Source organism: Pseudoflavonifractor sp. 60, assembly GCF_009911645.1.
Classification (GTDB): domain Bacteria; phylum Bacillota; class Clostridia; order Oscillospirales; family Oscillospiraceae; genus Lawsonibacter.
Genome location: NZ_QWKI01000174.1, coordinates 1 through 2132, shown reverse-complemented (window position 1 = coordinate 2132; position 2132 = coordinate 1). Strand labels below are relative to the sequence as shown.

The following is a 2132-nucleotide window of genomic DNA, read 5'->3' as shown; positions in this document are numbered from 1 at the left end:
GCTTCTATTTTAGATTCCAAGTAGAAGAAATGCCAGCAGTCAATCCCCACCGCTTCGCGGAGCCCCTTTTCAAAGGGACCAGGCCCTGCTGGCGCAGGGCCATAAAGCGGCAGGCTAGGGTCGTTCCACATTACAAAAGATACTTTACGAATTAAAGTTATAGAATTAATTCAGCCTTCCCCTGGTACGGGGGAAGGCTGAATTATATTTTAGTTTTAAGAGTATCAATCGTGACCGGGTGGAGAACTCAAGTTCACATATTATACTACCAGAGCGAGGAAGAAGTTTCTTTTCGCTTCCTTTTCTTTACAAAGAAAAGGAAGAAATCAGGAAAGAATGGCGCCCTTGTCGGCGGAGGAGACCATTTTAGCATAGCGGGCCAGGTAGCCGGTTTTGATTTTAGGCTCGGGGCAGACCCACTTCTCCCGGCGGGCGGCCAGGACGGCGTCGTCCACCATCAGCTGGATAGAGTGGTTGGGGATATCAATGGCGATTATGTCCCCCTCTTCCACCAGGCCGATGGCGCCGCCGGAGGCCGCCTCGGGGGAGACGTGGCCGATGGAGGCCCCCCGGGTTGCGCCGGAGAAGCGGCCGTCGGTGATGAGGGCCACGTCCTTGTCCAGGCCCATACCGGCGATGGCGGAGGTGGGATTGAGCATCTCCCGCATACCGGGGCCGCCCTTGGGGCCCTCATATCGGATGACCACCACGTCCCCCGCCAGGATTTTTCCGGCGTAGATGGCTTCAATGGCCTCCTCCTCGGAGTTGAACACCCGGGCGGGGCCTGTGTGCCGCATCATCTCCGGGGCCACGGCGGACTGCTTCACCACGCAGCCGTCGGGGGCCAGGTTGCCCTTGAGCACCGCAATGCCGCCGGTTTTGGAGTAGGGAGCATCAATGGGCCGAATGAGGCTGGGGTCCCGGTTGACCACGCCCTCCAGGTTTTCAGCGACGGTTTTGCCCGTACAGGTGGGCAGGCTGGTGTCGATCAGGCCCGCCTTGGCCAGCTCGGCCATCACGGCGTAGACCCCGCCGGCCCGGTCCAGGTCCTCCATATAGGTGTCCCCGGCGGGGGCCAGGTGGCACAGGTTGGGGGTCCGCTCGGAAATTTCGTTGGCCATATCGAAACTGAGCTCAATGCCGCACTCGTGGGCAATGGCGGGCAGGTGGAGCATGGTATTGGTGGAGCAGCCCAGGGCCATATCAATGGTCTCGGCGTTGTGGAAGGCGGCCTCGGTCATAATGTCCTGGGGGCGGATATCCTTCTCTACCAGCTCCATGATCTTCATACCGGCGTGCTTGGCCAGGCGCAGGCGGGCGGAGTGGACGGCGGGAATGGTGCCGTTGCCCCCCAGCCCCATGCCAATGGCCTCGGTGAGGCAGTTCATGGAGTTGGCGGTATACATACCGGAGCAGGACCCGCAGGTGGGGCAGGCGCTGTTCTCATACTCCTCCACGCCGGCCTCGTCCAGCTTGCCCGCGTAGTAGCTGCCCACCGCCTCGAACATATGGGACAGGCAGGTGCGGCGGCCGTCCTTTAAGGTCCCCGCCAGCATGGGGCCGCCAGAGACGAAAATGGTGGGGACGTTGACCCGGGCGGCGGCCATCAGCAGTCCGGGGACGTTCTTATCGCAGTTGGGGATCATCACCAGACCGTCGAACTGGTGGGCCATTGCCATCGCCTCGGTGGAGTCGGCGATCAGGTCCCGGGTCACCAGGGAGTACTTCATGCCCACGTGTCCCATGGCGATGCCGTCGCACACGGCAATGGCGGGGAACTCCACCGGGGTCCCTCCGGCGGCCCGGACCCCTGCCTTCACTGCCTCGGCGATTTTGTCCAGGTTCATGTGGCCGGGGACGATTTCGTTGTAGGAGCACACCACGCCGATCAGGGGCCGCTCCAGCTCCTCCTTGGTGTAGCCCAGGGCGTAGAGCAGAGAGCGGTTGGGGGCGGCGGGAATGCCTTTTTTGACTACGTCAGAGCGCATAGTTTATTACCTCCTGTGAGTTGTCTGATTTTAAAATAGTTGTCTGACGTCAGAGTACCATATGTTACTGGACAAGTCAAGAGGATTGTGGTAAAATAATTTGAAATTTGAGGTAGAAGATAGTGCTCCCAGGGACAATCCCCT

General features: G+C 60.0%; 1 protein-coding gene. It reads right to left on the bottom strand.

Going from position 1 to position 2132, the window contains the following annotated elements; translation table 11 throughout:
* Window positions 1–326: 326 nt before the first annotated feature.
* Entirely contained in the window at window positions 327–1988 is a 1662-nt protein-coding gene (gene ilvD / locus D1646_RS17825; protein ID WP_160637758.1) for a dihydroxy-acid dehydratase, read from the bottom strand.
* Between the last annotated feature and the right edge of the window lie 144 nt (window positions 1989–2132).

Coding starts and splice junctions, on each gene's coding strand:
- ilvD (WP_160637758.1), bottom strand. CDS start 1,988: ATGCGCTCTGACGTAGTCAAAAAAGGCATTCCCGCCGCCCCCAACCGC.